The 25,388-nt window shown below is 71.8% G+C and carries 25 protein-coding genes and 1 riboswitch; of the genes, 13 read left to right on the plus strand and 12 right to left on the minus strand.

Annotated elements, in window-relative coordinates; translation table 11 throughout:
- Window positions 1-13: 13 nt before the first annotated feature.
- Entirely contained in the window at window positions 14-391 is a 378-nt protein-coding gene (locus BLR90_RS12815; RefSeq protein ID WP_091023854.1) for a hypothetical protein, read from the minus strand.
- 347 nt (window positions 392-738) lie between these two features.
- Window positions 739-1,275 (minus strand): DUF6318 family protein, encoded by a 537-nt coding sequence (locus BLR90_RS12820; RefSeq protein WP_091025622.1) that lies wholly within the window; start codon window positions 1,273-1,275, stop codon window positions 739-741.
- A 150-nt stretch (window positions 1,276-1,425) separates the two neighbouring features.
- Here BLR90_RS12820 and BLR90_RS12825 point away from each other — a divergent pair, with 150 nt between their 5' ends.
- On the plus strand, window positions 1,426-2,760 hold the full coding sequence (locus BLR90_RS12825; RefSeq protein ID WP_091025623.1) for an HNH endonuclease: 1,335 nt from the start codon (window positions 1,426-1,428) through the stop codon (window positions 2,758-2,760).
- A gap of 1 nt (window position 2,761) precedes the next feature.
- On the opposite strand, the gene BLR90_RS12830 is transcribed toward BLR90_RS12825, so the two are convergent.
- The 7 genes from BLR90_RS12830 to BLR90_RS12860 all read right to left on the minus strand — a co-directional run bounded on the left by BLR90_RS12830 (window position 2,762) and on the right by BLR90_RS12860 (window position 11,287).
- Window positions 2,762-4,564 (minus strand): carboxypeptidase-like regulatory domain-containing protein, encoded by a 1,803-nt coding sequence (locus BLR90_RS12830; protein ID WP_170254400.1) that lies wholly within the window; start codon window positions 4,562-4,564, stop codon window positions 2,762-2,764.
- Between the two features lie 26 nt (window positions 4,565-4,590).
- Window positions 4,591-6,045, minus strand: a complete 1,455-nt coding sequence (locus BLR90_RS12835; RefSeq protein WP_091025625.1) for a pyridoxal phosphate-dependent decarboxylase family protein — start codon at window positions 6,043-6,045, stop codon at window positions 4,591-4,593.
- The gene (locus BLR90_RS12840) at window positions 6,042-7,376 is read right to left on the minus strand and encodes an MFS transporter (protein ID WP_091025626.1); all 1,335 of its coding nucleotides are present in this window, start codon (window positions 7,374-7,376) and stop codon (window positions 6,042-6,044) included. Before BLR90_RS12840 ends, BLR90_RS12835 begins: the two co-directional genes overlap by 4 nt.
- Window positions 7,377-7,425: 49 nt before the next feature.
- Complete coding sequence (locus BLR90_RS12845) at window positions 7,426-8,157, minus strand: D-Ala-D-Ala carboxypeptidase family metallohydrolase (protein ID WP_245715298.1); 732 nt, start codon at window positions 8,155-8,157, stop codon at window positions 7,426-7,428.
- Between the two features lie 106 nt (window positions 8,158-8,263).
- A complete protein-coding gene (locus BLR90_RS12850) occupies window positions 8,264-9,430 on the minus strand; it encodes an alpha/beta fold hydrolase (protein WP_091025628.1) in 1,167 nt (388 codons plus the stop codon).
- Between the two features lie 22 nt (window positions 9,431-9,452).
- Window positions 9,453-9,863 (minus strand): GNAT family N-acetyltransferase, encoded by a 411-nt coding sequence (locus tag BLR90_RS12855; protein WP_091025629.1) that lies wholly within the window; start codon window positions 9,861-9,863, stop codon window positions 9,453-9,455.
- Entirely contained in the window at window positions 9,860-11,287 is a 1,428-nt protein-coding gene (locus tag BLR90_RS12860) for an alpha,alpha-trehalose-phosphate synthase (UDP-forming) (protein ID WP_091025630.1), read from the minus strand. The genes BLR90_RS12855 and BLR90_RS12860 overlap by 4 nt, the downstream gene beginning before the upstream one ends.
- Window positions 11,288-11,404: 117 nt before the next feature.
- Here BLR90_RS12860 and BLR90_RS12865 point away from each other — a divergent pair, with 117 nt between their 5' ends.
- Both BLR90_RS12865 and BLR90_RS12870 read left to right on the plus strand, forming a co-directional pair.
- Window positions 11,405-12,673 carry a sensor histidine kinase gene (locus BLR90_RS12865; protein WP_170254399.1) on the plus strand — a complete coding sequence of 423 codons (1,269 nt, stop codon included), beginning with the start codon at window positions 11,405-11,407 and terminating at the stop codon, window positions 12,671-12,673.
- A 16-nt stretch (window positions 12,674-12,689) separates the two neighbouring features.
- Entirely contained in the window at window positions 12,690-13,328 is a 639-nt protein-coding gene (locus BLR90_RS12870) for a response regulator (protein WP_091025868.1), read from the plus strand.
- A gap of 145 nt (window positions 13,329-13,473) precedes the next feature.
- Here the strand turns inward: BLR90_RS12870 and BLR90_RS12875 are convergent, their stop codons facing one another.
- A complete protein-coding gene (locus BLR90_RS12875) occupies window positions 13,474-14,466 on the minus strand; it encodes a Gfo/Idh/MocA family protein (protein ID WP_091025632.1) in 993 nt (330 codons plus the stop codon).
- Window positions 14,467-14,583: 117 nt separating this feature from the next.
- Between BLR90_RS12875 and BLR90_RS12880 the strand changes: the two genes are divergently transcribed.
- Complete coding sequence (locus BLR90_RS12880; protein WP_091025633.1) at window positions 14,584-14,880, plus strand: DUF3263 domain-containing protein; 297 nt, start codon at window positions 14,584-14,586, stop codon at window positions 14,878-14,880.
- 2 nt (window positions 14,881-14,882) lie between these two features.
- Window positions 14,883-15,374, plus strand: a complete 492-nt coding sequence (locus tag BLR90_RS12885) for a LytR C-terminal domain-containing protein (protein WP_245715299.1) — start codon at window positions 14,883-14,885, stop codon at window positions 15,372-15,374.
- Here the strand turns inward: BLR90_RS12885 and BLR90_RS12890 are convergent.
- The gene (locus BLR90_RS12890) at window positions 15,371-16,162 is read right to left on the minus strand and encodes a hypothetical protein (RefSeq protein WP_091025634.1); all 792 of its coding nucleotides are present in this window, start codon (window positions 16,160-16,162) and stop codon (window positions 15,371-15,373) included. The genes BLR90_RS12885 and BLR90_RS12890 overlap by 4 nt on opposite strands.
- Before the next feature lie 64 nt (window positions 16,163-16,226).
- Between BLR90_RS12890 and otsB the strand changes: the two genes are divergently transcribed.
- Window positions 16,227-17,072 (plus strand): trehalose-phosphatase, encoded by an 846-nt coding sequence (otsB, locus tag BLR90_RS12895; protein WP_091025635.1) that lies wholly within the window; start codon window positions 16,227-16,229, stop codon window positions 17,070-17,072.
- Here otsB and BLR90_RS12900 read toward each other — a convergent pair.
- Window positions 17,069-18,070 (minus strand): hypothetical protein, encoded by a 1,002-nt coding sequence (locus BLR90_RS12900; RefSeq protein WP_091025636.1) that lies wholly within the window; start codon window positions 18,068-18,070, stop codon window positions 17,069-17,071. The genes otsB and BLR90_RS12900 overlap by 4 nt on opposite strands.
- A gap of 161 nt (window positions 18,071-18,231) precedes the next feature.
- Here BLR90_RS12900 and BLR90_RS12905 point away from each other — a divergent pair, with 161 nt between their 5' ends.
- The 7 genes from BLR90_RS12905 (at window position 18,232) to BLR90_RS12935 (ending at window position 25,218) form a co-directional block, all read left to right on the plus strand.
- Window positions 18,232-18,924, plus strand: a complete 693-nt coding sequence (locus BLR90_RS12905) for a hypothetical protein (protein ID WP_091025637.1) — start codon at window positions 18,232-18,234, stop codon at window positions 18,922-18,924.
- Between the two features lie 72 nt (window positions 18,925-18,996).
- Entirely contained in the window at window positions 18,997-21,327 is a 2,331-nt protein-coding gene (gene lon, locus BLR90_RS12910; protein WP_091025638.1) for an endopeptidase La, read from the plus strand.
- 57 nt (window positions 21,328-21,384) lie between these two features.
- A riboswitch (SAM riboswitch) is annotated at window positions 21,385-21,516 on the plus strand.
- A 9-nt stretch (window positions 21,517-21,525) separates the two neighbouring features.
- Window positions 21,526-22,818, plus strand: a complete 1,293-nt coding sequence (gene thrC, locus BLR90_RS12915) for a threonine synthase (protein WP_091025639.1) — start codon at window positions 21,526-21,528, stop codon at window positions 22,816-22,818.
- 40 nt (window positions 22,819-22,858) lie between these two features.
- Window positions 22,859-23,137 (plus strand): MoaD/ThiS family protein, encoded by a 279-nt coding sequence (locus BLR90_RS12920; protein ID WP_091025640.1) that lies wholly within the window; start codon window positions 22,859-22,861, stop codon window positions 23,135-23,137.
- Between the two features lie 65 nt (window positions 23,138-23,202).
- Window positions 23,203-24,027 (plus strand): TylF/MycF family methyltransferase, encoded by an 825-nt coding sequence (locus BLR90_RS12925; RefSeq protein WP_091025641.1) that lies wholly within the window; start codon window positions 23,203-23,205, stop codon window positions 24,025-24,027.
- Window positions 24,024-24,320 (plus strand): hypothetical protein, encoded by a 297-nt coding sequence (locus BLR90_RS12930; RefSeq protein WP_091025642.1) that lies wholly within the window; start codon window positions 24,024-24,026, stop codon window positions 24,318-24,320. Before BLR90_RS12925 ends, BLR90_RS12930 begins: the two co-directional genes overlap by 4 nt.
- 55 nt (window positions 24,321-24,375) lie before the next feature.
- The gene (locus BLR90_RS12935) at window positions 24,376-25,218 is read left to right on the plus strand and encodes an ATP-grasp domain-containing protein (protein WP_091025643.1); all 843 of its coding nucleotides are present in this window, start codon (window positions 24,376-24,378) and stop codon (window positions 25,216-25,218) included.
- Window positions 25,219-25,388 lie beyond the last annotated feature (170 nt).

The following is a 25,388-nucleotide window of genomic DNA, read 5'->3' on the forward strand; positions in this document are numbered from 1 at the left end:
TCCTGCGAGCTGTTCAGCTGTAGCCGACCAGCACCGGGGTGGCCTCGACGACCTCGAGCGCGACTGCGTCGCCGGGGATCGTGACGGTGCCGGGCACTGGTCGCCACGCACCGCCGTTGACGCGGAACTCGGCGGAGTAGGTCGTGTCCACCGCCGGCCCGACCTGCCCCTTGGCGGTGTAGTTGTGGGTGATCTCGAGGTCGGGGTACGGCGACCCGGCCGACTCGGTGGCAGTGCTCGCTCCGTCGCCGAAGTGCCACTCGTAGCTGCTGGGCCAGATCCTCAGGTCGACCTGTTGGCCGAACAAGCGGATGGTGCGGTCGAGGGGTGCTGTCTCGGTGTAGAAGTTCGTGTCGAAGTTGACCAGCGTGCGGCCGTTGGGAGGCTGCACGATCAGCTCGGAGGGCGGGAGGGGGGTTCGTCGAATGGCCGCCAAGATCATGCCCGGAGTGATCTCCGTTGGGGGTTGCTCCTCGTCACAGAACTCCGTGGGGTCGAGGCCCACCTGTATGGCGTAGCCGATACAGGCTGCCCCGCCCAACGGAGTATGGAACTCGGCAGGTTCTGCATCGTCTGGCCCTTGCTCGCTGGCGCCCGTGCAGACGAGCTGCATCTCGGTGACGACGTCACCGTTGATCGTTGAGGTGACGGTCACGAAGTCGCATCCTCGTGCCATCGCTGCTGGTGATGAGAGGAACGCGAGAGAGGTGGCAGCCAAGAGCGTGGCCATGAGCAGTCTCATCTTGCGAACCCGATCAATGCGATGCGCCACTGGTCGTTCGACCTCGTCAGCTCGAAGATTCCGATTCGCTTCTCTGAGGGGTAGACCACGGGATCCGCTGTCGGGGAGTGGAAGGTACGGCCGCCGCCCAGCTCTAGTCCGGCAACCACCTCGACTTTTGCGGCGTCCTCACTCGTCACCTTGGTGCGCACCACGCGCCACCCCTTGGTCTCGTAGTGGCCGCCCCTCTCGTACGTCTTCTCGATCGGATCGATCAGATCCGAGCACGACTGGCACTCCGGCGCGCTCAGCGCGCGCACCGGAGCAACATCTCCGTCCGACATCGCCAGGTTCCGTGCTTGAACCCAGGCCTTGACCGTCTCCACTGGGCCCAGCGGCGCGACCGTCGGCGTGGGGTCGGGAGTCGGACTGGTCGTCGTGGTGGTGCTCGTCGAGGGAGTGGGGTCGACGTGGGGTTCGCGGTCGTCGTCGGAGCAGCCGACAAGGACGAGGGTGAGGGCCGCGAGTAGTGCGGCGAACCGAACCTGGATCAACGCTGGTCCTTCCCGAGATGCTGCACGCCCAGACCGAGGCGATGAGGAGAAAGTACCCCTCCCCGGCCCGGACCGGAAGCCGGAAGAATCCGCCTGTGGAGACAGATTGAGGGGTAGACCCATCTCCATGTCAGCAGTATAATCGAAAACATGTTCGAGACGCTCACGACCCTCGCGACCCAGGAGACCCGGCCCGACCCGGCCGCGTTCTGGGTCGAGCTCGTCGGTGACATCGACGGCGCAGGCCTCGACGAGCAGGAGCTGGTCGACCAGCTCGAGGCGATGGAGCGCCTCACCTGCGCCGCGGCCGCGGCCAAGGCACGCCTGACCGCCGATCTGCACGCCCGTCGCCTCGTCCGTGAGGCCCGGGCCGGGGTGCCGGCGCAGCGTCGGGGTCGGGCGGTGGCCCACGAGGTCGCCCTGGCCCGCCACGAGTCACCCCACGAAGGACGCCAGCACACCGCCCTCGCGTTAGCGCTGGTCCACGACCTGCCCGAGACCCTGGCCGCGCTCGGCCGGGGCGAGATCAACGAGTACCGAGCGCAGATCCTGGCCCGCGAGTCCGCCGACCTGTGCCGCGCCGACCGAGGTCTCCTCGACGCGACCCTCGGACCCCGCCTGGGTGGGATGGGCAACCGTGAGGTCATGGTGTCCGCCCGCCGGCTGGCCTACCAGCTCGACACCGCCGCCGCCGAGCACCGCGCAGCACGGGCCCGGACCCGGCGTCGGGTCACCGCACGCGGCCTGCCGGACTCGATGGCCCGGATCAGCGCCGAGGTGCTCGCCGAGGACGCCGTGGTCGCGATGGACTGCCTCCGGGAGTACGCCGACCTGCGGCGCGCGATCGGCGACGACCGCACCCGCGACCAGATCATCGCCGACGAGCTCGTCGCCCGGCTCTGCCGCCCGGCCCTCGCCGGCACCCGCGGGGTCGAGGTCCAGCTCGTGATGAACGCCGACATGCTCCTCGACGACGACACCACCCCCGCCCACCTCGTGGGCCACGGCCCGATCCCCGCCGGGATCGCCAGGAAGCTCCTGGCCGACGCCGACGGCAAGGTGCTGATCCGGCGCCTGTACGCCCACCCCGACGACAACTCACTGGTCGCGATGGACTCCAAGGGCATTCTCTTCCCCCGCGCGTTGCGACGCCTGCTGTTCGCCCGCGACGGCAAGACCTGCCGTACGCCGTGGTGTGACGCCCCCGCCCGCCACGGCGACCACGTCACACCCCGCCACCGGGGCGGCCGTAGCACCCTCGATGGCGGCCAAGGGCTGTGCGAGGCCTGCAACTACGCCAAGGAAGCCCCCGGGTGGCGACATCACACCCAGAGCCAGTGGCCCCAGCGCCACACCGTGCAGATCACCACCCCCACCGGACACACCCACCAGTCCCAGGCACCACCCCTGCCCGTGCGCCCGAACACCCGGGTCCTGACCTGCGAGATCTACCGCCCGATGCCGCAGCTCGACCTCGCCAGCTAGCTCAACCACCCGCGGGCACGAACGGCACAAGGAAGTCGCGGTCGAGCTGCGCGCCCGAGGTGACGGGGTAGGTCCCGGTGACCGGGACGAAGAAGCCGTTGGGTCCGGCGTACGGCGTGCCCCGGTCTGCCCAGAACCCGACCAGCTCGCACCAGTACGTGCCGGTGTGGAGCTCGTCGACGACGATGTACCCGCCGTCCTCTATCCGCTCGCTGCCGCCGTCGTGGTCGCCGTTGCAGTCGAGGGTGTCGGCGATGACCCGCGTCCACGGCCAGGGCTGGCCGGTGGCCGGGTTGACGAGCTGCCCGCGGATCGACGCCTCGGGCGTCGGGGTGCTGAGGTCGACGGTGGTGTTGCCCTCGCCGACGAGCCTGGTGACGGTCTCGTCGGGCCGGTCGTCGTTCGGCGACAGGTAGACGCGGTAGCGGCCCGTGGGGAGGGCGCCGAACACGACCTTGCCGGACGCAGGGACGGTCTTGGTGCGCTCGGCGGCGGCGTACTCGCGCAGGCTCGAGCTAGCGTCGCCCGGGAACAGCGCGGTGGCGAAGACCTGCGCGCCGGGCGGGGCCGTGACGGTGACCTGGCCGGGTCCCTTGCGCGGGGAGAGCGTGACCTGTGCCGTGTGCCCCGCCCGGACCTGGACGTGCTTCCAGTCAGTCCGGTCGTTCCCGCTCGAGGTGACCCAGTGCATCGCGACGATGTAGGTCCCGGGGGCGAGCCCGGCAACGGCAGGCCGCTGCTGGCGGAGCGGGAGGTTTCCGACGAGCTCGCCCTGTGTGGTCAGCAGGGCGGCGCGCCGGTCGGTCGTGCCGTCCGGCTCCTGGCTGAAGGTCACGCGCACGGCGCCGCGCTGGCCGCTGGGGGTGATGAGGTTGACGGTCCTGGTCTGGCCGGCGGCGAGGCGGAACTCGGCCAGCCGGTGGGGGGTCCCCGTCACCAGGGTGTGGTTTCCGCCGGTGAGCAGGGCCGCGCCGATCCGCAGCCGCCAGGGGGTGGAGGAGAGGGGCAGCCCGGTGAAGGAGTAGCGCCCGTCGGTCCCGGTCCTGGTGGTGCGGACGACTCCGGTGGGGGAGGTGTCGTCGGCGCCCGTGAGGGTGACCGGGGCGTTGCGGACGGGCCGTCCGTTGACGACCACCCGGCCCGCGACCGCGGGCTGGCGCTTGGAGATCACGGTCCCGACCCTCTCTCCAGGGCCGACTGTGACGTACGTCCGCTGCCCGAACGCCTCGACCAGGTGCCTGCCCGGAGCCATCCCGCGGTAGACCAGCCGGCTCCGGGTGTAAGGCCGCATCACCGACGACACCGCGACCAGGCGCTGGTAGGAGAACTCGAGCCCGTTGGTCACCTTGACCACCACCACGCCCGGCTTGGTCAGCTGGATGTCACCCAGGGCCACCGCGGGCGCGGAGTCGTCGGTCTCGAAGTAGGTGGTCAGCGCGGGCAGGGAGGGCTCCCGGTCGTCCGGACCGACGTACAGCTTGACGAAGTGGAGGTTCTGCGGCGGGAAGAGGCAGGGGTCGTCGGCCAGGTCCTGGCAGATCTGGATCACGAACCTGGCGGGGCGTTGGGCGCCCGAGAACGAGAACGTGCCGTCGGGGGCCGAGGTCGTCGACACCTCCGTCGAGCCGGTGGACATGTCCATCAGTCGCACCAGACCGCCGGCCTGAGGGGACCCGTCGGGAGCGACCAGACGCCCGGACACTCCGCCGGGGTCCAGCGCGGATGCCAGCGCGTGGGCCGGGCCCGACAGCCCAGCGAGCAGGAGCACCCCCGTGAGGAGGGCGACAAGCCGTCGAATGGTCATACCCGTCCGACGTCGCATCGCGGGGATTAGTTCGCGGTCGGTCTGGAGAGCCGGTCGAGGAAGGCGACCATGACCGCCTCGCGCAGCGGCGGGGACGCGACGTCGAGCAGCGCGTTGACCTCGGCCATCCGGGTCGGCAGCGCCAGACCCCCGCCTTCGACAGCGTCGCCGCCGACGAGTCCCGCCGCGACGAGCAGCCCGTCGAAGTCGTCGTCGGAGATCGAGGCGGGGTCGAGGGCTGCGACGTACGCCGCGACCCCGGGGTCGACTTGCACCGGACCCGCCGCACGGGCCGCGCGCACCGAGTCGGCGAGTGCCTCGAGGAACTCGTCGACGTGCGGCAGCGTGGCGGCACTGACCGAGAGGTGCAGGTTGGCGGGCAGGCCTTGGTAGCTGAGCTGTGGCTGGACGTACCAGTCCCGCGTGCCCATCTCGTCGCACACCGTGAAGGGGTCGCAGGTGTCATCCGTCGTCAGCGCCACGAGCGTGGAGTCGGGCGTCGCCAGCAGGTGGAGGCCGTCGATGCCGGCGATGCCGCCGGCGATCCGCTCGGTGGCCTCGAACACCTCGAGCGCCAGCTTCTCGTAGCCCTCGTCGCCCAGCGTCTGCACGACCGCCCAGGCGCCGGCGGTGGGGCCGCCCGAGCGGGTGGACTGCATCGTGGAGTTGAGCATCGTGTAGCCCGGCCACGCGGCGGAGGCGAAGAACTGCGGCTTGCGCAGCGCCGGTGTGCGGTGCAGCAGCAGCGAGGAGCCCTTGGGTGCGTAGCCGTACTTGTGCAGGTCGACCGACACCGACGTGACGCCGTCGACCGCGAACGTCCACGGCGGCACCGCGCGGCCCAGCCGGGCGGCGTAGGGGAGCACCCAACCCCCGATGCAGGCGTCGACGTGACAGCGGACGCCCCGGGCGGCAGCAGCCGCGGCGATCTCCGTGACGGGGTCGACCACGCCGTGCGCGTACGACGGCGCGCTGGCCACGACGAGCACGGTGGTGTCGTCGATGGCGGCCGCCATCGCGGCCGGGTCGGCGCGGAGGTCGGGCCCGCACGGCACGACCACGGCGCGCACGCCGAAGTAGTGCGCGGCCTTGTGGAAGGCGGAGTGCGCGGACGAGGGGATCACCATCGTGGCCCCCCGACGGGAGAGCGTGATCTCCGGGTGGGCGTCCCGCGCGGTCTGGACGGCGAGCAGCACCGACTCGGTGCCGCCCGAGGTCACCGAGCCCACGACGGTGTCCGGCGCGTCGAGCAGCCGTGCGGCGAACGCGACCAGGTCGTTCTCCATCTGGAGCAGGCTCGGGAAGGCGGTCGGGTCGAGCCCGTTGGAGCCGGCGAACGCCGCGACCGCGTCGCGGCCGACCTGGTCGACCTCGGCGAGACCGGAGTCGTAGACGTAGGCCAGGGTGCGGCCGCCGTGCACGGGTACGTCGCCCTGGCGCATCACGGCGAGGCGGGCGAGGACGTCAGTGGCGCGGGTCATGCGTCGACCTCCGAGGCGTCGAGGGAGTAGCGGCTCAGCCACCACAGGCTGAGCAAGGTGAGGGCGGCCGGGAGCACGGAGAAGCCGAGCACGATGGCGGTGAGCGCGGAGTCCGGCTGCGCGATGTCGCCGTCGGTGCTCGACCGGTAGTCGCCGAGGGCGAGCACGAGCGCGAAGACGCCGGGGCCGAGCGCCAGGCCGAGCGTCTCCCCGGCCGTCCAGACCCCGGTGTAGACGCCGGCCCGGTTGGTCCCCGTACGTCGTGCGTCGACGGCCGCCGCGTCGGGGAGCATCGCCATCGGGAACACCTGGCAGCCGGCGTACCCGACCCCCACGAGGCCGGTGGCGAGGAAGACGACGGCCGAGGGCGCCGACTGGGCGACGACCGCGAGCGCGGCGCCGCCGGCGAGGAACAGCGAGGAGTAGACGTAGCCGCGCTTCTTGCCGATCCGCTCACCGATCGCCGACCAGGCCGGGGTCAGCAGCAGCGCCGGACCCACGAAACAGACGAACAGGATGGTCGCTGCGCCCTCGCTGTCGAGCACGTCCTCGGCCAGGTAGGCGACGCCGGCCAGCATGCAGCCGGTCGCGAGCGCCTGGATCACGAACGTCGTCAGCAGGTTCCGGAAGTCCTTCGCGGTGGCCACGATCCGCAGCTGGTCACGCAGCGAGCCGGGACCGGCCGCGACGGCACCCACCGGCGCGTGCCGGGTGCCGAGGTAGGAGCCGACGACCCCGGTGGCGATGATCAGCGCCATCACGACGCCCATCACGCGGTAGCCGTCACGGCCGCCGACCGCGTCGCGGATCACCGGCGCGGTCGCGCCCGCGAGCATGATCGTGAAGGCCAGGATCGCGACCCGCCACGTCATCAGCCGGGTGCGCTCGTCGTACGACGAGGTCATCTCGGCCGGCATCGCGACGTAGGGCACCTGGAAGAACGCGTAGGCCGTGGCGCAGGCCAGGAACGCCACCAGCACCCAGGCTGCCTCGGCCACCCTGGACCCCATCTCGGGCGCGGCGAAGATCAGCGCGAACGCCACCGACAGCGTGAGCCCGGCGCGTAGCAGCCAGGGCCGGCGCGGGCCGCGCTCGTCGACGGTCCGGTCGCTGATCCGGCCGGCGATCGGGTTGAGGATCACGTCCCAGGCCTTCGGCAGGAACACGATGAAGCCGGCCACGATCGCGGCGATCCCGAGGCTGTCGGTGAGGTAGGGCAGCAGCATCAGGCCGGGCACGGTGCCGAAGGCCCCGGTGGCGACCGATCCCGAGCCGTAGCCGATGCGGACGCTGCGGGGCAGGGCGGCGGTCGTTGCCACGGGTGCGGACATGACCCGCACCCTAAGCCTGAACCGCCGCCCCGGTGGTCGGATCAGGCGGTCAGATCCCGCAGGTGGGGGCGCTCCACGAGCGACCCGCGCGGATGTCGACGTGCACGTGGTCGTCGTGGTCGGGGTAGCCCGGCCCGTAGATGCCGCCGAAGCCCGCGTAGCGCGCGTTGCCGGCGATCGTGCACAGGCTGACCGACGAGCCGACCAGGTCGAGTGCGGTGCCGTAGGTGTGCTGCCCGGTCCCGCTGCCGCCGACCGACCGGTCGCACGCCTGCGAGCGGAAGCCCGAGGTGACGGTCAGCGGCTGGTCGCCCAGCCGGTGCCGCAGCGCCTCGGCCCGCCACATGGCGCGCAGCAGGTTCTGCTGGACGGTCGCCGCGCTCACCGAGCCGCCGCTGTAGCCGCCGGCTCCGCACCCACCGTCGACCTCGGCGTACGAGAAGTGGAGTGGCGTGCAGTCGGCGTCCTGGAGCTCATAGATCTTGGCGTAGGTCGCGGCGCCGGCGACGCCGTCGGCGCTCAGGCCGTACGCCGCCTGGAAGCCGCGCACCGCCTCGGCCGTCTGGGCGCCGTAGCTGCCGTCGATGGCGATGTTGACGCCGTACCCGGCCCAACCGGCCACACGGACCTGGAGCTGGGCGACGTCGTCGCCGGTGGCTCCGGAGCTGAGCGTCCGGGTCCACGAGTAGCACTCGTCGGCATGGGCGGGAGCGGTGGTGGCCGTGGTGAGTGCCACGAGGCTGGTCAGGGTGACCAGCGCCGCCACGAGAGAGGCACGCATCCGAGACATGGAGATTCCTTCCGTCGGAGACTGCTGACCCTCAGCCCCTGCCCCGAGCCCGGTGGACCAAACCCGGAGGGTTACTGCGACGGTGCTGTTGCGCCGGCTACTTGGAGAGGGCGCGCGACGCGGCGGACCCGTGCTTGCGGCGCTTGCGGGTGCCGATCGTGGGCAGTGTCGACGGCGGGGGCGGGGCGACGACCGGGTCGCTCGACCAACGGGTGATCCATTCGTCCAGCGCGCGCCAGGTGGTGGCGCGGGCGCCGCGGCCGGTGAGCATGCCGAGGTGGCCGCCCGGCACGATCTCGAACTGGACCTCGGCGGACCCGGTGAGCAGCGGGACCAGCGCCTTGACCGCCGGCACCGGTGCGATCCCGTCGGTGGCGCCGGCGAAGACCAGCACGGGTACGGTGATGTCGGCGACGGAGATGGTGCGGTCGTCGAGCTCGAGGGAGCCGCCGACGAGTGCGTTGCCCTTCACGAACCGGTGGTAGAGCTGGCCGAAGGTCCGGCCGGGGTAGGCGACCATGCCGGCGGTGAACCGGTCGACCGCCTCGAGCTGGGCCAGGAAGTCGGTGTCGTCGAGGTGGGCCGCGACGGCCAGCGGCTTGGTCACGAGCTTCTGGAACGACGAGAGCTGGAAGGCCCACCGCACCAGCGGCTGCGGCACGCCGCCGAGGGCCTGGTAGGCGCGGGTGACCAGCCCGCGGCCCTCGGAGAGGTTGAGCAGCGGGCGGATCGGCGCGACCAGCGGCACCAGGCTGACGTCGAACGGCGAGCCCACCACGCTCAGGGACGCGACCGGAAGGTCGGCGTCGGCGGCAGTGGCCAGCAGCGAGAAGATGCCGCCCAGGCTCCACCCGATGACGTGCACCGGACGCCCGCCGGCGTGCGCTGACACCTCACGGATCGCGGTCGGGACCACCTCGTCGATCCAGTGCTCCATGCCGAGGTTGCGGTCCTTGAACGACACCTGCCCGTACTCCACGAGGTACGTCGGTCGCCCCTCGCGCACGAAGTGCTCGACCAGCGAGCAGTCGCGGCGCAGGTCGTAGCAGGTGGCGGGCGCTGCGAGCGGCGTCACGAGGAGTACCGGGTCGCCCTGCTCGACCACCTTGGCCGCCGGCCGGTAGTGGTAGACCTCGCGCAGCATCCCCTCGTCGATCAGGGTCCGTGGCATCGGCCGGAGGTCGGCCAGCCCGCCGTAGAGCACCTTGTGGGCGACGTTGCTGGCGGCCGAGACGACCTGATCGGGTTTGGGGATCAGATCCATGAGATGAAACGTACCCCTCCGTTCAGGGGGCAGCCGTGCGGATCAGCCACCGGTGCTGGTCCGGCAGCGGCACGAAGCCGAAGGGGGCGTAGAGGGAGTGGGCGTCCTCGGTGGCCAGCAGCGTGCGCCGGACCCCGAAGTCGGTGAGTGCCGCGTCGACCGCGGCGACCAGCGCCTTGCCGACCCCCTGCCCGCGCGCCGTGGGATCGACGTACACGTCGCAGAGCCAGGCGAACAGCGCGCCGTCGGTGACCACGCGGGCGTAGCCGACCTGCCGGCCGTCGGCGTAGGCGCCGAAGTTGAGCGACGCGGCGATGGCGCGGTCCATCACGTCGCGGGGCCGGCCGAGGGCCCAGTAGGCGTCCTCGGAGAGCCAGCGGTGCACCAGCTCGGCGTCGAGACGGTCGACGTCGGTGGAGACCTCGACGGTCATGACGGCTTGGCGGGCCGGACGGGCTTGGCGTGGGTGTTGTCGACGTGCGACAGCTCGGTCATGAAGCTGTCGGCCCAGGCGGCCACGTCGTGCTGGCGGATCGTCTTGCGCATCGCCTTCATCCGGCGGGTGAGCTCGCGCGGGTCGGCGTGGTAGGCCTCGAGCATCGAGGCCTTCATGGCGTTGATGTCGTAGGGGTTGACCAGCCAGGCCTGGCGCAGCTCGTCGGCCGCGCCGGCGAACTCCGAGAGCACCAGGGCGCCGTCGTTCTCGAAGCGGCAGGCGACGTACTCCTTGGCGACGAGGTTCATGCCGTCGCGGTAGGGAGTGACGACCATGACGTCGGCGGCGCGGTAGAGCGCGGCCATCTCCTCGCGGGGGTAGGACGAGTGCAGGTAGCTGATCGCCGGGCGCCCGATCCGGCCGAGGTCGCCGTTGATCCGGCCGACCAGGCGGTCGATCTCGTCGCGCAGGATCTTGTACGCCTCGACCTCCTCGCGCGACGGCACCGCGACCTGCACGAAGACGGCGTCCTCGACGTCGAGGTGGCCGTCGGCGATCAGCTCGCTGAAGGCGCGCAGCCGCGCGTAGATGCCCTTGGTGTAGTCGAGCCGGTCGATGCCGAGGAAGATCCGGCGCGGGTTGCCGAGCGCCTCGCGGATCGTCTTGGACCGGGTGGCGACGGCGTCGGACTGGGCGAGCTCCTCGAAGCCCCGGGCGTCGATCGAGATCGGGAACGCCGCCGCGCGGACGGTGCGGCCGTCGGGGAGGTAGACGAGGTCGCGGTGCGTCTTGTGGCCGACCCGCTGGCGGACCAGGCGCACGAAGTTGGCCGCGCCGCCGGGCAGCTGGAAGCCGACCAGGTCCGCGCCGAGCAGGCCCTCGAGGAGCTGGCGGCGCCACGGCAGCTGCTGGAACAGCTCGGCCGGCGGGAACGGGATGTGGAGGTAGAAGCCGATCCGCAGGTCGGGCCGCAGCTCGCGCAGCATCTGCGGCACCAGCTGGAGCTGGTAGTCGTGCACCCACACCGTCGCGCCCTTGGCAGCGAGCCCGGCGGCCTTCTCGGCGAAGCGCTGGTTGACCGAGACGTAGGAGTCCCACCACTCGCGGTGGAACTCCGGCTTGGCCACGAGGTCGTGGTAGAGCGGCCAGACGGTGCCGTTGGCGAAGCCCTCGTAGAAGTTCTCGACCTCGTCGGCCGACATGGTCATCGGTACGAGGTTCATGCCGTCGAACTCGAACGGCTCCAGGTCGGTCTCGGTGCCGCCCGGCCAGCCGATCCAGGTGCCGGCATTGGCGCGCATGACCGGCTCGATCGCCGTCACCAGCCCGCCGGGGGAGCCGCGCCAGCCGGGCGTGCCGTCGCTCAGCTGCACACGGTCGACCGGGAGCCGGTTGGCGACGATCACGAGGTTGGCGGGCACAGGGCAACCCTAGTTACTCCCGGGCCGGACCGTATGGCCGGACCGTGTGGCTGGCCCGACCAGGAGTGTCGGGCTGGCAGGATCGTGCTGCCGGCCCTCGCCGCGCACCCTGGAGACATGACTGAGACCCCGCCCGCCGGCGTGCACCGGGTGCTGCTCGACAGCAGCTACGCGTCGACCGCGTTCGTGATCGCGCTGCCGGCGTTCGTCCTCGTCGTCGTGGTGCTCGCCGTGGGGCTCGGGCTGTCGGTGATCGTCGGGGGCGTGGTGCTGCTGACGCTCGGGACGCTCGTCGCCCGCGGCTTCGCGGGGCTCGAGCGGGTGCGGCTGCGGAGCCTGCAGGGGCGGGCGGCGCCCACGCCGGAGTACCTGCGCGCGCCCCACGACGCGGGCCTCTGGACCCGGATGGTCACGCCGCTGCGGGACCCGCAGTCCTGGCTCGACGTCCTCTGGGCCGTCGTCGGCCTGGTCACCGCGGTCCTCGCGTTCGCGCTCACGGTCGCGTGGTGGGGCGCCCTCCTGATCGGTCTGACGTACTGGTTCTGGCAGCGGTTCATCCCCTACGACCCCGACGACAACGTCACGGTCGCGTCCCTGATCGGGCTGGGCGAGGGCCGAGGGGCCGAGAGCGTGCTGATGCTCGGGATCGGGGTCTTCGCGCTGGTCACGCTCCCGTTCGCGATGCGGCTCGCCGCGGTCTGCCACGCGAGCCTGGCCGACGTGCTGCTCACGACGCGGGCCGAGCTCCAGGGGGAGGTGCGCCGCATGGCCGGCAGCCGCGAGGCCGCCCACCTGGCCGAGGCCGACTCGCTGCGGCGGCTGGAGCGCGACATCCACGACGGCCCCCAGCAGCGGCTGGTCCGGCTGACCATGGACCTCGGCCGGGCACGCAAGCAGCTCGCCGACGACCCCGAGCGCGCCGCCGAGACCATCGACGCCGCCCTCACCCAGGCCCGCGACACCGTCGACGAGCTCCGAGCGCTATCGCGCGGGATCGCCCCGCCGCTGCTGGTCGACCGCGGTCTCGCGGTGGCCCTCAGCGAGCTGCTCGCGCGCAGCGTGGTCCCGGTGGAGAGCGCGGTCGACATCCCGTACGCGTTCGCTCCCCAGGTCGAGACGGCCGTCTACTTCGTCGTCTCGGAGGCGCTCACCAACGTGGCCAAGCACAGCGGCGCCACCCGCGTCGACGTGACGGTGCGCGGCCTCGGCGACCACGTCGAGGTCCGGGTGCACGACGACGGCGTCGGCGGCGCCCACGCGGCCAAGGGCAACGGCCTGGCCGGCCTCGAGCAGCGCCTGGCCGGCGTGGAGGGCAGCTTCGAGGTCACCTCCCCGCCGGGTGGCCCGACCGAGGTGCGCGCGGACATCCCCACGGTGCGTGGATGATCGACCCGTGAGGCCCCTGCGGATCGTGATCGCCGACGACTCGGTGCTACTGCGCGAGGGTCTGCAGCTGCTCCTGGCCGAGGCCGGCCACGAGGTCGTCGCGTCGGTCGGGGACGGACCCTCCATGGTGGAGGCGGTGCTCGCCCACCGGCCCGACGTGGCCGTGGTCGACGTACGGATGCCGCCGAGCCACACCGACGAAGGGCTGCGCGCCGCCGTGGAGGTACGACGGGCCTGGCCGGGGGCGCGGCTCATGGTGCTGTCGCAGTACGTCGAGGTGTCCTACGCCGACGACCTGCTCACCACCGGAGACGGCGGGATCGGCTACCTGCTCAAGGACCGCGTCAGCGACATCGACGACTTCCTCGCCTCGCTGGCCTCGGTGGCGCAGGGGGGCACGGTGCTCGACCCGCAGGTCGTGCGGCAGCTGATGGGGCGCCGGCGCGACCCGGTCGACGTCCTGACCCCGCGCGAGCGCGAGGTCCTGGGACTGATGGCCGAGGGCCGCTCCAACGCCGCGATCGCCGGCGCGCTCACCGTCACGCTGGGCGCGGTCGAGAAGCACACCCAGCGGATCTTCGCCAAGCTCGGGCTGCTGCCCGACGACGCCGCGCACCGCCGGGTCCAGGCCGTGCTCCGCTACCTGCGGTCCTGACCCGGTCTGACTGGCGGGCCGGGGGTTGTGGGCTGGTCGGTTGGGAGGTTCTGGGGGTTTCGCCGCCGTTCTGGGGAGTCGCAACGCCCCGGAACGACGGGGATCTCAGCATCTGCTGAAATCCGTGGGGCTGCTGGGACGACCGCTACCCGTCGGCGGCGTAGCGCACGCCGATCTGGCGCCGCAGGTCGTCCATCTGGCGCATCAGCAGCAGCGTGTGGTCGAGGGGGACCAGGGGGCTCTCGCGGAGGCCGGCGTGCAGGCAGCGGGCGACCTCGAGGATCTCGTTGCCGTAGCCGAGCCCGACCACGGGCCCGTCGCCCTCGATCCGCTCGGGCTCGCCGCCGACCGGCGTGAAGAACGCGTGCGTGGGGTGGTGGAACTGCTGCGGCACGTGCACGCGGCCCAGGTCGGTCGCGATCGAGGCCTCCCGCGACGACCATGAGGTCATCGAGGCGACCATGGTCGCCAGCGCGCCGCCGGCGTACTTCCCCGTGATGGCGACGTCGAGGTCCACCCCGGCCTCGGAGAGGGTCGCGGCGGCGGTCAGCTCCTCGGCCGGGCCGAGCATCAGGTGCGCGAACGTGAGCGGGTAGATCCCCATGTCGAGCAGCGCTCCGCCGCCGAGGTCGGGGTTGAACATCCGGTCGTCCGGACCCGCGTCGACCCGGAAGCCGAGCTCGGCGTGGACCTGGCGGGGGACGCCGAAGCGGCCGGCCCGCACGTCCTCCGCGAGCCGCAGGATCACCGGGTTGCAGGCCATCCACATGGCCTCCATCAGGAAGCGGTCGTGCTGCCGGGCGAGCCGGACCATCTCCTCGGCCTCGGCGACGTTGAGCGCCAGCGGCTTCTCGCACAGCACGTGCTTGCCCGCCTCGAACGCCAGCCGGGCGTTGTCGAGGTGGAGGGCGTGGGGGGTAGCGACGTAGATGACGTCGACGTCCGGGTCGGCCACCAGCTCCTCGTACGAGCCGTACGCCGCGGCGGCGCCGTGGCGGTCCCCGAAGGCCTGCGCCGACTCGAGCCGGCGCGAGCCGACGGCGGCCAGCTCGTTGCCCGGCGTCACCGCCAGGTCCTCGGCGAAGGTGTGGGCGATCTTGCCGGTCGCGAGGATGCCCCAACGGGTCACGTCAGCCATGCCTCGGACCCTATTCCCAGCACTTGCGCGAGGCGAATGACATCGATGTGGTTCGTCACCTACAGTGGTGCCTGGAATCAGCACGTCGTCACGCACATATCGCACGGGAGACAGCGCATGGACGCCGCGAACGCCTTCAACGGCCACCCGGCCGGGGCCCCGCAGACCCTGAGCGACCGCGACCGCGAGATCCTCGAGTTCGAGCGGCAGTGGTGGAAGTTCGCCGGTGCCAAGGAGACCGCGGTCCGCGAGAAGTTCGACATGAGCTCCACGCGCTACTACCAGGTCCTCAACGCGCTGATCGACCGTCCCGAGGCCCTCGAGGCCGACCCCCTGCTCGTCCGTCGGCTCCGCCGGCTGCGCTCGCAGCGCCAGCGTCAGCGCTCCGCGCGCCGCCTGGGCTTCGAGGTCTGACCGTGCGCTCCGGACGCCTCGACGAGCGCGGTGTGGTGCTGCCGTCGCCGGTCGTGATGCTCAGCGTCGTCGCCGTCGCGATGGCGAGCGTGGCGTTCGTGGCCACCCGCGGGGGAGAGCCCACCGAGCGCGAGGTGGTCACCCCGACCGCCCAGACGCAGCCGTCGGCCACCCCGACCCCGACCGACAAGCCCAGCAAGCCGACGCCCCCGCCGATCAAGCGCGGCAAGACCTACGTCGAGGTCTACAACAACTCCGGCATCACCGGTCTGGCCGGTCGCGTGGCCACCCGCGCCACCGAGGCCGGCTGGAAGGTCGTCGGCACCGACAACTGGTACGGCTCCGTGCCGACCTCCACCGTCTACTACCCCAAGCGGCTCAAGGCCGAGGCCGAGCTCCTGGCGCTCGACCTGGGCATCGAGCGCACTGCCCGGGCCGTCGACCCGATGCGGCTCGACCGGCTCACCGTCGTCCTCACCGGCGAGCTGCGCTAGAAGTCCCTCCGGACCTGGATCCGCAGCTGGCTGGTGTCGCCGGTGGCCTCGAAGAACATGTCGAACCCGTCGACCACGAGGTGGTCGCAGACGGAGTCGGGTGCGCAGCCCTCGGCGGCCTCGCTGACGACCGGGCTCAGGGCCAGCACCCGGGTGGCCGCCGCCAGTGCCTTCGGGGTCGGCGCGGTCACGACGACCTCCACCTGGTCGCCGCGTACGACGGTGCCGTCGCGACCCGGCGGTCGGCAGTCGACGGTGAGCTCCTCGAGGCAGGTCCAGCCGGCGCGCGTCAGGCCGCGGTTGAGCAGGTCGACCTCGAGCTGCCTCAGGTAGGGCATGCCCTGACCCAGGGCGATCCCGGTGCTGGTGCCGGGGGCGCACGGCTGGAGCCGGACCCCGTCGAGGGTGGGGATCTCCGTCAGCAGGTCGGGGGAGCCCACCTCGCCGAGGAACGCGTCCGACACGGCGGTCACGACCCGCTCCTCCGGTCCGCAGTAGGCCAGCCGGGTGACAGTTGCGCCGTCGGGGGTGCTGGAGAGGCGCACGGTGTCGTCGGCCGCCTCGGGGTAGGCGCCGGGCCGCGTGCACGCGACATGCCGGTCGGTCTCGGGGACCGCGTCGCGGCAGGTGAAGCCGAGGTCCTCGACCTCCGCCACGAACGCGTCGCGCTCCTCACCGGTCAGGGTGACGGTGGTCGGCTCGTCAGGTCGCTCGGGCTCGTCGTCGGAGGTGCAGCCGGCGGTGAACGCGAGCGCGGCAAGGCAGAGCAGGGCCGGCAGGGTGCGCATGGCCTGGATCCTGCCGCATGGGCCACCCGCGCAAACCCCGCACCGGACATGGTTGGGTTGGCGTGTGGAGTTCACCTCGGCGGCAGGCGAGCAGAAGTACGCCGCACTCGTGCGTGTGGCGGCCGAGACCATCGTCGGGCTCGACTTCGACGGCACGCTGTCGCCGATCGTGGACGACCCGGCGGCGGCGCACATCCACCCCGACGCGGGTGAGGTCCTGCTCGAGCTGGCGTCCCAGGTCGCCGCGATCGCCGTCATCACCGGTCGCCCGGCGCGCGCGGCCCTCGACCTCGGCGGTCTCGAGGAGGTCGGCAACGCGATCGGCGACGCCGGCAAGGAGCTCTACCTCTTCGGCCAGTACGGCAACGAGCGCTGGAGCTCGACCAACCGCCGGGTCATCGGCCCCCGGCCGCCCGTGGGGCTCGCGAGCTTCGAGCGTGAGCTGCCGCGGCTGCTGCGCCGCCTCGACGCCGCCGCCGCCCACGTCGAGGACAAGGTGCTCTCGGTCGCGATCCACACGCGTCGCCTGCCCGACCCCGAGGCCGCGTTCGCGCGGCTGCTGCCCGAGCTGGAGTCGCTGGCGGCGCGCCACGATCTGGTGGTCGAGCCCGGGCGCAACGTGGTCGAGGTGCGTTCGGCCGGAGTCCACAAGGGCCTGGTCGTCGAACGCCTGGTCGAGGACCTGCACGCCGGCGGCTTCCTCTTCGCCGGCGACGACCTCGGTGACCTCGAAGCCTTCGACGCGGTCGACGCGCTGGCCAAGGACGGACTGCCCACGCTGCTGGTCTGCTCGGCCTCCGACGAGGAGAGCGCCCTGGTCGCGCGCGCCGACGTCGTCGTCCACGGCCCGGAGGGCGTGCTCGCCCTGCTGCGCCAGCTCGCCGCCGACGCCCGCGACCTGCGCGCCTAGCGCTTGACGGTCACCGTGTCCTGGGCACGAGAACCGCTGACCGTGGTGCGCAGGTCCGGGCGCGGCGTGAAGACCGCCCGGTAGGTGTGCCGGCCCGGGGTGGTCTTGATGACGTCGTGCCCGACCCGACCCGCGGGCAGGTACTTGAACACCGCGACGACCTTGTTGGTGGCGGTGTCCCTGACGGTGATCGTGCCGGTGGACTTCTTGGGGTAGTAGACGCCGGTGAAGGTCTCGACCAGGACCTCGCCTCGCTTGGTCGAGGACAGGTAGAGGAAGGTCATGCTCACGTGCTTCTTCTTGGACAGTACGGCGGTCGCCCGGTCGGACGAGCCGGCCCAGGTCGGGCCGGCCGCGAGGGTGGCGGTCACGTCGTAGCTGCCCATGGCCAGGCCCCCGACGTCGACGACCGCCTCGTAGGCGGGTCTCCTGCCGCTCCAGCCGTCGAGCCCGATGAACCTCCCCCGCTCCCCGACCACGGGGGGATGCCCGGCGATCTCGAAGAGCACCTGGTCCTGGTCCTCCACACCGTCGACGACGGCGGAGAGCCGCAGGACCCCGCCGCCGAGGTCCTCGGTGCTGAGCACGATCTCGGTGGGGTGGCCAGCCACCACGGCTGTGCCCGCGCCCTCGGACGGTGCCCACAGCTCGGGGATCGAGGGCACGTACGTGACCCTCCACGTGGTCTCGCCCGAGGTCGGGACCCCCCACTCGAAGACGGCGCTGCCGTCCGAGACGGAGTGGTCGAGCAGCCAGTTGCCCTGCGCGTCGTACACCTGGAGCATCCCGGACGGCGCCGAGCCGTCGGCCGCGGTGACCGTGACCTCGACGTGGGCGGCCATCGGGCGGGGCGCCGTCATCGCGACGGACGTGGTGGTGACGACCGGGTCGGGGGCGGCCGAGGCGGCGGCCGAGGTGGCGGTCGCGAACCCGAGCATGCCGACGAAGAGCAGCAGCGCGGCGGTGAGGGCGGTGACGCGGGTGCGGGTGGTCGACATGGCGTCCTTCGAGACGGGCGGGACCGGAGCTGGACAGGCGACGGCCGTGATCCTCGCCCCCGCGGCCCCAGTAGAACCCGCGCCGACGATCCGCGTGGGGGTTTTGGGGACAATGGTGGCGACGCACCAGCAGCCGACGGCCGGGACGTAGTCTCCGGGCCATGTCACCGGCCCTCCTGAGCGCCTGGGCCCGGTTGGCTCTCGGGCTCGGATGGGTCGCGTTGCTGGTGCTCACGTTCGGGTTCGGTGAGCGGGAGTCGTCCCTGGCGGAGCTCGAGGACGCCGTGCGCGCGGGCGAGGTGAGCGACATCGTCGTGTCCGGGGGTCTCAGTGCCCGCGGTCGAGGGATGGCGACCGTCGAGCTCCACTGGCGTGAGGGGATCACGCGCTACTCGGCCACGGTCATCGAGGCGCGTCCTCGGAGGTCGGCGCCCCCTCCGCAGCGGCTCGACGGGGCCGACGTCGTGGTCGGCGACGTGGAAGATCGGCTGGCCAGGATGCAGCCCGGTCTGACGTTCCACCGTGAGGACTACGACCCACCTGGGGTGTCCACGAGCCTGCTGGGTACGCCGGTGCACGACGGGGCGGCGATGGCGCTGCTCGGGCTGTGGGGGAGCACCGTGCTGCTCCTGGTGCTCTCCCCGCAACCGTGGCGCGCGACGCGCTGGGCGTGGTTCTGGCTCATGTGGGTGCCGGTCCCCCTGGGGCAGCTGGCTTACCTGCTCCTGTCCGGACCGGCGCCGGGCATGTCGCCGCCGCGCGAGGGGAAGCGACTCACCGGTGGCCAGGGCTTCCTGCTGGCCATTGCCGCCGGGCTCGCGGCCAACCTGATGATCGCGGTCCTGCGAGGCTGACTCGGGTCACGCATGGTGTTCGCCCAAGACGAACACCGGAACACCCGCCGCTGCGCCCGGCGTTGAGCCGACATGTCCCTGGCCCGTCTTCCTGTTCTCTTCCTCACCGACCTCGTCGTGCTGCCCGGCATGGTCGTGCCCGTCGAGCTCGACGAGGCCGCCCAGGCCGCCGTCGACGCCGCGCGCGCCGGCAGCGACAACCAGCTCCTCGTCGCCCCGCGGCTCGAGGACCGCTACGCGTCGTACGGCGTGGTGGCGACCGTCGAGCGGGTCGGCAAGCTCGCCGGTGGCGCACCGGCCGCGGTGCTGCGCGCGGAGACGCGCGCCCGGATCGGCAACGGCGTCACCGGGCCCGGAGCCGCCCTGTGGGTGGAGGTCGAGACCGTCGACGAGGCGGTGAGCGACCACGCCCGTGAGCTCGCCGAGGACTACCGGCGCCTGGTGGTCGCCGTGCTCCAGCGCCGCGAGGCGTGGCAGGTCATCGACTCCGTCAACCGGCTCACCGACCCCAGCGAGCTGGCCGACGCGGCCGGCTACGCGTCGTACCTCTCGCCCGAGCAGAAGCGTGAGCTCCTCGAGACGCCCGACGTCGAGCAGCGGCTCGAGACGCTGGTCGCCTGGACCCGCGACCACCTCGCCGAGGCCGAGATCGCCGACAAGATCGGCACCGAGGTCCGCGAGGGAATGGAGAAGACCCAGCGTGAGTACCTGCTGCGCCAGCAGCTCGCCGCGATCCGCAAGGAGCTGGGAGAGGGTGAACCTGAGGGCGCCGACGACTACCGCGGCCGGGTCGAGGCCCTGATCGAGTGGGGCGTGCCCGACGCTGTGGGCCAGGCACTGCTGCGCGAGGTCGACAAGCTCGAGCGCTCCAGCGACCAGAGCCCCGAGACCCCCTGGATCCGCACCTGGCTCGACACGGTGCTCGACCTGCCGTGGGCCGTGCGCACCGACGACTCGACCGACGTCGTCGCCGCCCGGGCGGTCCTCGACGCCGACCACCACGGGCTGGACGAGGTCAAGGAACGGATCGTGGAGTACCTCGCGGTCCGCGCCCGGCGTGCCTCGCGCGGCCTCGATGTCGTGGGCGGCCGCGGCTCCGGTGCCGTGATCCTGCTGGCCGGCCCTCCGGGGGTCGGCAAGACCTCGCTCGGGGAGTCGGTCGCGCACGCGCTCGGCCGCAAGTTCGTCCGGGTCGCGCTCGGCGGCATCCGCGACGAGGCCGAGATCCGCGGCCACCGCCGGACGTACGTCGGAGCCCTGCCGGGCCGCATCGTGCGCGCGGTCAAGGAGGCCGGGTCGATGAACCCGGTCGTGCTGCTCGACGAGGTCGACAAGGTCGGCGCCGACTACCGCGGCGACCCGGCCGCGGCGCTCCTCGAGGTGCTCGACCCGGCGCAGAACCACACGTTCCGCGACCACTACCTCGAGCTCGACCTCGACCTGTCCGACGTGCTGTTCATCGCCACCGCCAACGTGGTCGAGCAGATCCCGAGCGCGCTGCTCGACCGGATGGAGCTGGTGACCCTCGACGGCTACACCGAGGACGACAAGGTCGCCATCGCCCGCGACTTCCTGCTCCCGCGCCAGCTGGAGCGGGCCGCGCTGACGCCCGACGAGGTCACGGTGACCGACGACGCCCTGCGCGAGCTCGCGGCGCGGTACACCCGCGAGGCCGGCGTCCGGCAGATGGAGCGGCTGCTCGCCAAGGCGCTGCGCAAGGCGGCGACCCGGCTGGCCACCACGGACGCCACGACGGTCACGGTCGACACCCCCGGCCTCAAGGACCTGGTCGGCCGCCCGCGGTTCACCCCCGAGGCGCACGAGCGCACCTCGGTGCCGGGCGTGGCCACCGGCCTCGCCGTCACCGGCCTCGGCGGCGACGTGCTGTTCATCGAGGCCTCCGCCTCCGACGGGAAGGCAGGGCTGACGCTGACCGGTCAGCTCGGCGAGGTGATGAAGGAGTCGGCGCAGATCGCGCTGTCCTTCGTCCGCGCGCACGCCGACCAGCTGGGCGTGGACCCGGCGTTCTTCGACCAGGCGATCCACGTGCACGTGCCGGCGGGCGCCGTACCCAAGGACGGGCCGTCCGCGGGCATCACCATGGTCACCGCCCTGGCCTCGCTGGCCACCGGTCGTCCGGTGCGCGGCGACGTGGGCATGACCGGCGAGGTCACGCTCAACGGCCGGGTGCTGCCGATCGGGGGGCTCAAGCAGAAGCTGCTCGCGGCCCAGCGCGCCGGGCTCACCGACGTGTTCGTGCCGCTGCGCAACGAGCCGGATCTCGACGACGTACCGGCGGACGTGCTCGAGGCAGTCACGGTGCACCCCGTCGCCGACGTCCTCGACGTCGTGGCGGGGGCCCTGGAGCCGCTCGCCCAGGGCGCCGCGGGCGCCGCTGCCTGAGTCCGTATGGCGGACACGATGTGCACATCGTGAGACGGGCCCCGTACTGTTTCCACCAGCTCATCAAGAGGGACTGAGGGTACGGCCCAGTGAAGTCCCGGCAACCGCCGCGTGCCCCCTGCCATTGGCAGTCGCGGAAACGGTGCTAATTCCGTCCCGGTGCGAGGTACGCGCCGGGGAAGATGAGAAGGAGGACTCATGAGCACTGTCGTCGCCGAGAAGGTCGACCTCACCCCCACCACCGCCGGCCCCGCGATCCGCGAAGGTGCCTTCGGCAACGCGCGGGCGCTGGCCTGCCGCGAGTGCGGCCACGAGATCGAGCTGGGCCCCCACTACGCGTGCTCGGAGTGCTTCGGCCCGCTCGAGATCGCCTACGACTTCCCGGTCGTCACGCGTGAGGAGATCGAGGCCGGTCCCCGCAACATCTGGCGCTACAAGGCGCTGCTGCCGGTGCCGACCGACATCGAGCAGAGCCCCAACATGGAGCCCGGGTTCACCCGGCTTCTCAAGGCGGGCAACCTCGGCCGCGAGCTCGGCATCGACAACCTGTGGGTCAAGGACGACAGCACCAACCCCACCAACTCCTTCAAGGACCGGGTCGTCGCCTGCGCGCTGAGCGCCGCGACCGAGTTCCACTCGAAGGTCTTCGCGTGTCCGTCCACCGGCAACCTGGCCAACGCGGTGGCCGCGGCCGGCGCCCGCGCCGGCATCAAGACCGTGGTGTTCATCCCCAGCAACCTCGAGACGCCCAAGCAGGTCAACTCGGCGGTCTTCACCGAGTCGCTGGTCGCCGTCAACGGCAACTACGACGACGTCAACAAGCTGGCCTCCGAGATCGCCGGCGAGGAGGAGGGCTGGGCGTTCGTCAACGTCAACGTCCGTCCCTACTACGCCGAGGGCTCCAAGACGCTGGGCTACGAGATCGCCGAGCAGCTCGGCTGGCGGCTGCCCGACCAGATCGTCATCCCGGTCGCGTCCGGCTCGCAGCTGACCAAGGTGCACAAGGCGTTCCAGGAGCTGATCAAGCTCGGCCTGGTCGAGGACAAGCCCTACAAGGTCTTCGGTGCGCAGGCCGAGGGCTGCTCGCCGGTGTCCGCCGCCTACAAGACCGGCACCGACGCGATCCGTCCGGTCAAGCCCGACACGATCGCCAAGAGCCTCGCGATCGGCAACCCGGCCGACGGCATCTACGTGCTCGACATCTGCCGCCAGACCGGCGGCGCTGTCGAGGACATCACCGACGACGAGGTCCGCGCCGGCATCGTCCTGCTGGCCCGCACCGAGGGCATCTTCACCGAGACCGCCGGCGGCACCACGGTCGGCGTCCTGAAGAAGCTCGTCGAGACCGGCCAGCTCGACACCACGCTCGAGACCGTCGTCATCAACACCGGTCACGGCCTCAAGACGCTGGACGCGATCGCCGGTCAGGTGGGGCCCGCGGCCACCATCGACCCGTCGTACGCCGCCTTCCGCGCCACCGGCCTGGCCTGACCCCGCAACCCACGCAAGCCGTCGAGAAGAGGAACCACCCGTGAGCGTCTCCGTCCGCGTCCCCACCATCCTGCGCACCTACACCGGCGGCGAGTCCGAGGTCACCGCGTCCGGGTCGACCCTGTCCGAGGTGCTGGACGACCTGGACTCGAGCTACGCCGGCATCAAGGCGCGGATCCTCGACGACAACGGTGCCCTGCGCCGCTTCGTCAACGTCTACGTCGGCAACGACGACGTGCGCTTCCTGGACGACCTCGCGACGCCCACGCCCGACGGCACCCAGATCTCCGTGATCCCGGCCGTCGCCGGAGGCTGCTGACCGTTGGCCCGCGGTCGCCCGCCGGTACTGTGCTCCGAGCCCGACCCGGACCCAGAGGAGCACGTGTGACCACCAGCCCCGCCGTCGACCTGTATCTCGACGTGATGGCCAAGATGCTGACCCGCTACGGGTTCGAGGGTCGCAACGTGACCGTCAAGCTGCCGTCCCGCTCCTACGAGTCCTACCTGTGGGACCTCACCCGGGGCGCGATGAAGGGCCGCGACATCCGGATGGTCGAGGCGGCTGAGTTCGACCGCGAGGCCCGCGAGGTCGGCCGCGACTGGCCCGCCGACGCCGAGACGATGATCGGCCTCAAGCGGCTGGCCAACGTGCGGGCCTGCGTCGGGAGCGTGATCGCCGACGGCGTGCCCGGCGACCTGATCGAGACCGGCGCCTGGCGCGGCGGCTCCACCATCTACATGCGCGCGATCCTCAAGGCTCACGGCGACACCGACCGCACCGTGTGGGTGGCCGACTCCTTCCAGGGCCTGCCGGAGTACGACGGTCGCTACGAGGCCGACGCCGGGGACCAGCACCACACCCGCGACGAGCTCGCGATCTCGGTCGAGAGCGTCGAGGAGAACTTCCGCCGCTACGACCTGCTCGACGACCAGGTCAAGTTCCTCGTGGGTTGGTTCAGCGACACCCTGCCGACCGCGCCGATCGAGCGGCTCGCGGTGCTGCGCCTCGACGGGGACATGTACTCCTCGACGATGGACGCGCTCGACGCCCTCTACGACAAGGTCTCGCCCGGCGGCTACGTGATCGTCGACGACTACGGCGCGGTGCGCGCGTGCGCGCAGGCGATCCACGACTTCCGCGACGCACGGGGCATCACCGACCCGATCGAGGAGATCGACTGGGCCGGCGTGTTCTGGAGGAAGTCGTGAGCGAGAGCAGCGAGGGCTACGTCCGGCTCGAGCAGGAGCTGCGGGTCTCGCGGCGCTGGGGGCAGCGAGCCGTCAAGGAGATGCACGCGGTCATGCTGAAGGACCTGCGGGCCGCCGAGGGACGCGCGCGCCGCGCGGAACGACGTACGGAAGAGGCGCGCAAGCGCGCCAAGCGGGCCGAGCAGCGCGCCACCCGCGCCGAGCGCGAGCTGGCCGAGCTGCGGCAGAGCGCGACCTGGCGGGCCGGGCGGGCCCTGCTCGCCGTCCCGTCGCGGCTCAAGCGGCGCTCCTAGCGCTGACGTCCGCGTCTCGCCACAATTGGCGCTGACGTCCGAAAACGGGGGACCAATGACGACCGCACCACAGGTACTGCTGGTGACCGACCGCGAGCACGAAGAAGGCGAGCCCGGCCACGAGGTGCTCGACGAGGCGCTGGCCGAGCGGGGGATCCCGAGCCGCTGGGCGGTGTGGGACGACCCGTTCGTCGACTGGAGCGAGCCCAAGATCGTGGCCGTCCGCTCGACCTGGGACTACGACACCCGGCTCCCCGACTTCCTCGGCTGGGCGGGCTCGATCGGGCCGAGCCTGCTGCACGGGGTCGAGGTCTTCCGCTGGAACACCGACAAGTCCTACCTGCTGGACCTCGTCCAGCTCAGCAACGTGCCGGTGGTGCCGACCACGCTGGCCGACAACCTGGTCAACCTGCGCGCCGCGATCGGCCGGGTCCGTCCGGCGGTGGTCAAGCCGCGGGTGGGTGCGGGTGGCCGCGGCATCGTCGTGGTCTACGACTCCGAGACCTGGCTGCCGGTCGACAAGGGCCCGTGGGTGGTCCAGCCGCTGGTCGAGTCGGTCATGACCGACGGCGAGGAGTCGGTGTTCGTGATCAACGGCCACCCGGTCAGCCAGCTGCGCAAGGTGGCCGGCTCGCAGGACTTCCGCGTGCACGAGGAGTACGGCGGCACGTCGTACAACACCCCGCTCATGCACGACACCGCCCTGCTCGCCGCCGAGGCGGTGGCCGCCACGACCGAGATCCTGGGCTGCGAGATCGTCTACGCCCGCGTCGACATGATGCGGCTCGAGGGCCGGCTCGTCGTGAGCGAGGTCGAGGTTACCGAGCCCGGTCTCTACCTCGACCTGATGCCCGAGAACGCCGCACTCTTCGCCGACGCCATCGCCGCCCGCCTCTAGGTCTGCCGGGATAGTCCCCAACCCCAGGGCGACTAAGAGGGCTCTCATTCGCTCTGGTGTTAGGGACTATCCCGACGACGGGCTCCCTGGTGACTGACCGCACCCTCCAACCTTTCGGGCCGGCCGGGCGTTTGATGGGGTGCGGGGCCGACCCGAGCGGGGCGACCGGA

Origin of the sequence: Nocardioides szechwanensis (genome assembly GCF_900103935.1) — a bacterium.
Taxonomy (GTDB): Bacteria; Actinomycetota; Actinomycetes; order Propionibacteriales; family Nocardioidaceae; genus Nocardioides; species Nocardioides szechwanensis.